Below are 7929 nucleotides of genomic sequence, written 5' to 3'. Positions count from 1 at the left end.
TGAACAAAGAAATTTAAATCCTGTGCTTGACTCTTATGGTTAAAAACAGGACATTTTAAATGGTTTATCGCATAGACATTTTAATTGGTGAATAACAGTAATCATAAATAGTTTTATATTTCAAAAAGTTATGCTATAAAAAATTGGGACGCAAAACCTAAAAAGCCGACTTGGAAACAAGTCGGTTTCTTTTTAAGCAAAACGGTAACTTTTAGCGTAAGCGTCCGCTGAATCCCATGCCTATTTTTTAATTTTGGTCGGATTTCCAGCGGTGTGGCAGTAATTCTTCTATTTGGGTCACTTTATGCGTTGGCAGCCTTTTCAGCACATCACTTAAATAGGCATACGGATCCAGTCCATTCAGCTTTGCTGACTGGATTAAAGTCATGATATTGGCAGCTCGTTGGCCGCTGCGCAGCGAGCCAGCAAACAGCCAGTTCTTACGTCCCAACGCCCAGGGGCGCATCTGATTTTCAATCCAGTTATTATCTATAGGCAAATTACCATCATCCAGATAGCGGCAGAGTGCCTGCCAACGTTTTAGGCTGTAATTGATCGCCTTGGCAGTTGGAGAACTCGATGGCACCGTCAGATAATGTTGGTTGAGCCATTCATACAGTTGTTGCATCACCGGTTGACTATGCTTTTGCCGATATTCGCGGCGCTGTTCTGCTGTACCATCGGTCTTTTTCCTGAGTTCTGCTTCTATCGCATACAGTTTCTGAATCAGCACTAAGGCCTGTTCAGCGACCTGACTTTTCCCGGTCACATGCAGTTCATGGAATTTACGACGCGCATGCGCCATGCAGCCCACCTCAATGACATCGCCTGATTTAAAGCGTGCTTTATAACCACTGTAATCATCACAGACCAGATGCCCCTGCCAGCCATTCAGGAACTCTTCTGCATGCTGACCAGAACGGCTATCCTGAAAGTCATAGATCACCGCTTGAACTGGATTGTGCTGTGTGGTGGCATAGGCCCAGACATAACCTTTCTTCGGTTTTTTCTCATTCTCACCCATCCGCATAATGGTGACCGGCGTTTCATCGGCATGGATCACCCGCTGTTGCAGCACCACCTGTTTTAAGGCATTGGCCAGAGGTTCCAGTTCCACACCGCAGCGACCTATCCAGTCAGATAACGTGGATCTGGACAGATCAATGCCCGCCCGATGATAGATCAGGCGCTGACGGTACAGCGGCAAATGATCGGCATACTTCGATACCAGCACATGGCTGAGCAGTTCAGGACTGGCAATACCTTTATCAATCACATAGGCGGGCATCGCTTGCTGAGTCAGGGTGTCACACTGATCACAGACCCATTTGCCACGTACATGCTGTTCCTTATAGAACTGTGCCGGTCTGAAATGCAGTTTTTCACTGATATCTTCGCCGATACGACGTAACTGGCAGCCACAACTGCATTGGGTTGATGCAGGTTCATGCTCAATACGGATGGTGTGTAGATGATCGGGTAGCAGTCGACGTTTAGGTTTGTTGACTGTGGCTTTCTGTGTTGCTGCATCGGTTTTATCTGCATTCACTCGCTCCAGTTCCAGATCGACTGCTGCGATATCTTCTTCGACCGCCTCATCCCACAGATGGATTTGTTTTGCGGTGAGATGTTCGTTTTTACTACCGAATTTGTGCTGTTTAAACAGCGCCAGTTCATGCTCGTATTTTTGATTGAGAATAGAAAGATGCTGAACTTTAGAATCTAATTGCTGATTGGTGACTTCAAGATGTTGAACTTTGGCATCTAATTGTTGATTTGATACTTCCAGATGTTGAACTTGAACATCTAATTGTTGTTTATCTTCTGCGAGTTGTTGATGCTGCATCGCCAACTGCTGGGTAAATTCCAGCAGTTGTTCATGGGTCAGTTGGCTTAAATCTGGCAGCGTATTCATGACCGCAGTATGCCTGAGGTCATGAGAAGAATGAAATAGAACGTTTGGAGGATGGCAGAATGGTCGAGCCTGGTTTAGAGCATTGTGACCACCTGCTGTCGTCCAATGCGCTGCCAGGGCAAACCCTGGATCAGTGCCTGTAACTGTTCCGGGCTGAGGGCTACGCTTTCACCCTGGTGAACTTTAGCCCAGTGAAATTTGCCCTGTTCCAACCGCCGGGCACACAGCCAGATCCCCAGTCCATCATGTACCAGCACTTTCATGCGATGGCCACGTTTATTACAGAACAGGTAAGCACAATGCGGTTTGATGTAGCCAAAGGCTCTCACCACCTGCGCCATAGCCGTATCCATACCCGCACGCATATCCATCGGCTGGGTAGAGAGCCAGATTTCATCGATACGGATCATTTGATCAAGCCCTGAAGTAAAAGTAGCAACTCCTTGGCCGATTCCACTGGCCATTCGATTTCGATCACCTGATCTCTTGCAGAACATTGTTTCTGATGCAGTGGAATTCTGATATGAGCGACAGTATTCTTCTCCGGCACAGATAGCGGAGGTGCGTCTTGTTTGGCTGGAGTCGGGTGAAGCATGACCGGAAGAAAGTCAGTCTGTGGACTAGGTGGGGGTGTTAATGCAGGGGGTATTGATCTGGATTGACGAATCCATTTATGCAACAGATTGGCATTGATCTGATGTTGCATTGCGACCTTGGCCACTGATGTATCTGGCTGCTGGCATTGCTGAATAAGTTGATGTTTAAATTCAGCAGTGAAGGTTCGACGAGGCTTTTTTAGCGTTGGTGTGCTGTCTATAACTGTCTTTAAATCCATAAATAGGTGTCCACTTAAAATTTAGTGGACACTATCGCGGTATTAATGAGTTAGAAAAAGTGGGGCTCAGCGGACGCTTACCTTTTAGCCAATAAAATTGATCAAAAAACATTCTCTTTTGCAGTTTTTCCTGATTTATCAAGGTTCACAATTCAGAAATAATCCCCAATTTCTGCGGACAACTCTTGGGATAAAATAAGCCAACTTTGTAAGCTAAAACTTACACAGATTTAAGGATTTTGCGGATTGGTAATTCAAGGCATTAATCCTATGATGGCTATATAGGGAACAGGATGTTTCCAGAAAAACAAGAATAAGAAAGTAGCGCAAGGAATGGGCAGCACGAGATCAGCAAGACGAGCAACCCAATCTAAAAAAGCCCGACAGGATGTCGGGCTTTTTTATGTCTTGAATCTGGATTTCGTAGATGAGATTTTATGTTAAATAATGGTTTTTATATGATCTAGTATTTCTAAATATAAGTGCAATTTTACTAAGGTTGCTTAGATGCTATGGAATCTAAATATCTAAATTGTTCATCCCCCTTTAGTATAGATCAAGCAGGGCTAAAGCATAGCTGGTACAAGAGGTGTTCGTGATGAGGACTGGCCACAGAATATCAATTAATTCTAAGCTTTTCTTGTTAATGGTAATGATTATCACTTATAATGCAAAGTTAGGAATTGTTAATTTGTCTATATTTTAGCTAGATAATTAATGATTTATTGAATAATTTGTATTTACCGCATGATTATCGAGCTGCTTTCTCATGGACAACATATATCCCTCTCCCCAGCAAAAGACGTTACAGAAAGAAATAGCCCATAGTCAGATGCACCATAACCGTTTCGTTCGCCTAATATTTATGATTCTAGGCGCTGTTTTTTTTATACTAGGTTTAATCGGAATTGTTCTTCCAGTCCTACCCACCACCCCCTTTATTTTGCTTACTGCCACCTGTTGGGCCAAAGGTTCCATTAAATTTAATAACTGGCTTCTTAATCATAAAATATTTGGCAAAATGGTCATTGACTGGCAGCAGCATCGTGCAATTCCGCGTAAAGCTAAATATTTGGCCTGGTCAATGATGGCGCTTTCTTGCGGTATGTTGTTCTACCGATTTTCTGATAATTGGCAATGGCTTGCTTGGGCTACATGTGTGATATGTATCACTGTTGCGATATGGATGTCTCGATTACCCGATGCCTAACTCCTATTATTATCACAAGATGTCTCTTTCACTCCCTACTTTATAAAAAGCAAAACCCTCTCAGATTACTTATTCTATTTATGATAATGATTGTCATTTACATTGTAATCAAAATATTTTATAGTGTAAGCACAATGTTAACAATGGTTAATGCTGCTTTCTTTAACGACAATGTAGATGTGAAGAGAGTGGTAGTTAATTTTTACTACAGGAAATTGGGGATGCTCAAGGGTTCAGCTTATAGAAAGTCGATACATATACCTATTCTCGAAATTAGGTCTAAAACCCTATTAAGTATTCTTGTTGGGACTTTAATGTATCAATCTGCCTTAGCGGATATTCAGCAGAAAGAAGAAGATCTACCGACATTATACATGGACAAAATCACTGTTTATGCTAAAAAAAATCCCCCTATAAACGTAGGGGACGACATCAAAACAGCCAAAACCATTTCAGATAACTTGATTGATAGTAATAAAGACTTAGTTCGTTATAACCCTGATATAAGTGTGTCAGATGCAGGTCGATATGGTAGTAATGGCTACGCTATCAGAGGTGTGGATGGCAATAGAGTAGCGTTAAACCTAGATGGCGTTAGCCTGCCAGATAAGCAAGTTAACGAGATATTTTCAGCCTATGGTTACATGTTTGAAGGGCGGCTGTCCCCTGATGTGGAAATTTTATCTGAGGTAGCGTTTGAGGTTGGTTCTGATTCTTTTAATTCAGGCAGTGGTGCAATGGGAGGGGCTGTTAGTTTCAAAACCAAAGACCCAGAAGATTTAATAAAACCTAATCGTCAACTTGGCGGCTATGCCAAAACAGGTTATAGCAGCAGCAATGAAGAGATCAGCGAATCCTTTGGTTTGGCAGGAAGGAACGATAAGCTTGAAGCAATAATTAATTACGTGCATCGTAGAGGCCATGAAACGAAAAATCATCGTATGATAGGTTTTGATAAAGAAAAGCTTAATCCTGCATATGACTTTATCAATGATCCAGACTATGCTTATCCCCGCACGGGTTATAGAAGCAATACAGCAGCGATATTGCCTGATCCCTTGACTTACGAAACAGAAGCGGCGTTAGCGAAACTGTATGTCCATTTGAATGAAGAGAGTAGGTTAGGCTTTCATGCTACAAAGCAAAAAACAGATACGCTATCTAATAACTTTTCAAGAAAGACTTTTTCACCAAGAATTGGTAAAGACAACGTCGAATTAGAGAGCTATGGCATAAGTCATAGGTACATCCCTTCTAACAGTGAATTAATTGACCAAATAGATACCAGCCTAAACTACCAAAAGGCTAAAGCCGCTGCAAATACAGAAACCTATAGCCAAGATTGGGGGACGGATAATTACAGGCTAGATGGTTTAAAGCATCGTCCTCAAATAGATAAGACTTTGCAACTAAGTATCACAGCGAGCAGTTTTCCTGTACAAACTGAAAAATTCGGTGAGCATATATTTTCAGTAAATACAAAGTATGCAAAAAAAGATCATAAGCTTATCTTAGAGGAATCATTTATTCCTTCTTCGGGCACAACTGAATCTTGGTATGATTTCCTTGGTCCATCGGTGAAACAAGACGTATTTAATATTGCTGTTCAGGATAAAATCAACCTCACCGATAAGCTAGATACAGTGCTTGGCATTCGGTATGACCACTATAACTATAAGCCCTATATGGATGAGATTAATAAAAAAGGGATTGAAAAATCCAGCAAATATTATCCTGTGCGTATCGCCTACGAAAACGGTGAATTTGATCACAATAAAACAATGAGTAACATAGGAGGAATGTTCTCCGTTAATTACGAACTAACCCCTGATTTGCAGGCACAGTATCAAATATCTACCGGCTTTATGGCGCCAGCGACAAGTCAGATGTATTCTGCATTTGAGATGATGGGAAACAGTTTAACGCCTAATTTTCACCTAAAGCCTGAGAAATCACTTAACCATGAAATAAGTTTGCGAGGTGAATATAAGGATTTTAGCTTTAAAGCTACTGGTTTTTATACGAAATATAGCGACTTTATTAGCTTATTAAATTATCAGGAAGAACAAGAAAGATGCTACGAAGACTATTCGAGTGGTAAGCCTGTATGTTCCCCTCATACTGTCAATATGATTGGCGCTAAGAATATCGGCAATGCAAAGACGTATGGTATACGCTTAGGTGGTATGTGGGATATTGCTCAATTGGTTGATACAGAGGGCGATATCAAGGTGTTTGCTAATTTAAATTATGCTAAAGACGAAAGCGATAAAGGAACCAACCTACTGGCTACTCAGCCTTTGAATGCGATGTTAGGTATAGGGTATCAATCCTCTAAAAAAGATTGGCAGTTATCAGGAAACCTGAGGTATTTAGGCAGAAAGCATCCCAATGATGCAAAGGTTGTTAATTTAGAATCTAATGGCTTTAATTCACCTTATCAGGAGTATATAGCGCCTTACAAACATATTGATAGGTCTAAATCAGCCTATGTCTATGATGTCTATGGCAGTAAAAAAATAGGCTCACAATTAAAACTATCAGCAGGAATATTTAACCTCTTTAATACCAATTATGTTCCGTGGGACAGCCTACGCTCATTGGCAGAATTAAACGTCAACTCTATGGTAGATGATAAAGGCGTTGGTATTGAGAGATTCACCGCACCTGGTAGAAATTATAAGGTGGGTCTAACTTACGAGTTTTAGCGAATCAGCTAAAATCAGTAGCGCATTGTCCAATTCAGGGGGGAACTTGAACATAGCATCATAAAACACAACCACACTCATCATATCTAACAACCACACACTTTTAGGAACTATTATGAATTTACCGCTTAGTGAAGCATTAAAAAAGTATTCCCGTCAAACACATGATAGTGTAGATGCGCTTGTTTTATCTATGCACCCGTTTGCCTCTGTTGAGAATTATAGTAAGTTTTTGCAAGCGCAAGATATCTTTCAGAAGACTCTAAAGCCTATCTATGATGATCTTGATTGGAACTATAAAATCGAAGGTCTGAGTCAGCTATCACGCTTAAAGCAAATCTCTAAGGATATGCAAGATCTTAATGTTAATCCAGTTTCAATGGTCGAGGAGCAACCTAATCCAAGTGGTTTTGAGGCTATTGGCTGGCTGTACTGTTCTGAGGGCTCAAATTTAGGTGCAGCAATTTTGTGTAAAGAGGCACAAAAGCTGAATCTAAGTGATTCTTATGGAGCCAGACATTTGGCTGCGCATGAAGAAGGGCGAATGAGACATTGGCGCAAATTTAAAGAGCAGCTAGATGGTCTAGAATTAACATCAGAACAGCGGCAACAAGCGTTACAAGGGGCCGAGGATGCATTCGCATTTTTTAAACGAGTGATTCGTCAAGTATAGTCTATATTTCAAGGGCATTATGCTTGTTTTTGCAAATGAGAAAGGATAAACAATAAAAAACCCCGGCATCCTGCCAGGGTTTTTTATTGGAACATTAGGTCTCTGTGCTCTTGCGTGTCTTATATAGCGCCATCCTGGTGCTTATTTTTAATTATATGGAACTTCCTGTTCCTGACCACTTAATCATATGAAAATTCTATTATTGCGTATAGACGCAAAGGGCCGGAATTGTTGTTAGCATATGCGTACAAGATAGGCTAAAAACTGTCCCAGGTTTATCAGCAGGAAATGGGGATAATTTTAGATCCTGGGACGTTGAGAATATTAGAAAAACCGCAAAATCGACTACTTTTTAAACAAAATTATTGGCAAGAACTATCAAAATCGCTCATAAAAAAGCCGACTTGTTTCCAAGTCGGCTTTTCGGGTTTGCGTCCCCGATTTTTTATAGCATAACTTTTTGAAATATAAAACTATTTTTATATGCGTTTCGTATAACCACCATTATGTTAAATAGAATCAAAAAACCTCCAATAAAATCGTTATAGTATTATTATTTATTGAATAGATAAGAGAATTAAATTAGTG

General features: G+C 40.7%; 6 protein-coding genes. 3 read left to right on the top strand and 3 right to left on the bottom strand.

All coding sequences use genetic code 11. The features are described 5' to 3' along the window. Positions 1–247: 247 nt before the first annotated feature. The 3 genes from tnpC to tnpA all read right to left on the bottom strand — a co-directional run bounded on the left by tnpC (position 248) and on the right by tnpA (position 2750). The gene (tnpC, locus tag ACG9ZB_RS16250; RefSeq protein WP_419326758.1) at positions 248–1915 is read right to left on the bottom strand and encodes an IS66 family transposase; all 1668 of its coding nucleotides are present in this window, start codon (positions 1913–1915) and stop codon (positions 248–250) included. Positions 1916–1989: 74 nt separating this feature from the next. Continuing rightward, complete coding sequence (gene tnpB / locus ACG9ZB_RS16245; RefSeq protein ID WP_004642106.1) at positions 1990–2325, bottom strand: IS66 family insertion sequence element accessory protein TnpB; 336 nt, start codon at positions 2323–2325, stop codon at positions 1990–1992. Then, entirely contained in the window at positions 2322–2750 is a 429-nt protein-coding gene (gene tnpA / locus ACG9ZB_RS16240; RefSeq protein WP_179997556.1) for an IS66-like element accessory protein TnpA, read from the bottom strand. The genes tnpB and tnpA overlap by 4 nt, the downstream gene beginning before the upstream one ends. A gap of 769 nt (positions 2751–3519) precedes the next feature. Here tnpA and ACG9ZB_RS16235 point away from each other — a divergent pair. The 3 genes from ACG9ZB_RS16235 (at position 3520) to ACG9ZB_RS16225 (ending at position 7341) form a co-directional block, all read left to right on the top strand. Beyond that, entirely contained in the window at positions 3520–3960 is a 441-nt protein-coding gene (locus tag ACG9ZB_RS16235; RefSeq protein WP_000368857.1) for a YbaN family protein, read from the top strand. A 134-nt stretch (positions 3961–4094) separates the two neighbouring features. Continuing rightward, the gene (locus tag ACG9ZB_RS16230) at positions 4095–6668 is read left to right on the top strand and encodes a TonB-dependent hemoglobin/transferrin/lactoferrin family receptor (protein ID WP_419326757.1); all 2574 of its coding nucleotides are present in this window, start codon (positions 4095–4097) and stop codon (positions 6666–6668) included. A gap of 115 nt (positions 6669–6783) precedes the next feature. After that, positions 6784–7341 carry a biliverdin-producing heme oxygenase gene (locus tag ACG9ZB_RS16225; protein WP_039254943.1) on the top strand — a complete coding sequence of 186 codons (558 nt, stop codon included), beginning with the start codon at positions 6784–6786 and terminating at the stop codon, positions 7339–7341. The last annotated feature ends 588 nt before the right edge of the window (positions 7342–7929 follow it).

The sequence above is a fragment of the Acinetobacter johnsonii genome (assembly GCF_048551975.1).
GTDB lineage: Bacteria > Pseudomonadota > Gammaproteobacteria > Pseudomonadales > Moraxellaceae > Acinetobacter > Acinetobacter johnsonii_A.
The sequence above is the reverse complement of the archived record's forward strand: the minus strand, read 5'-3'. Positions and strand labels throughout refer to the sequence as shown.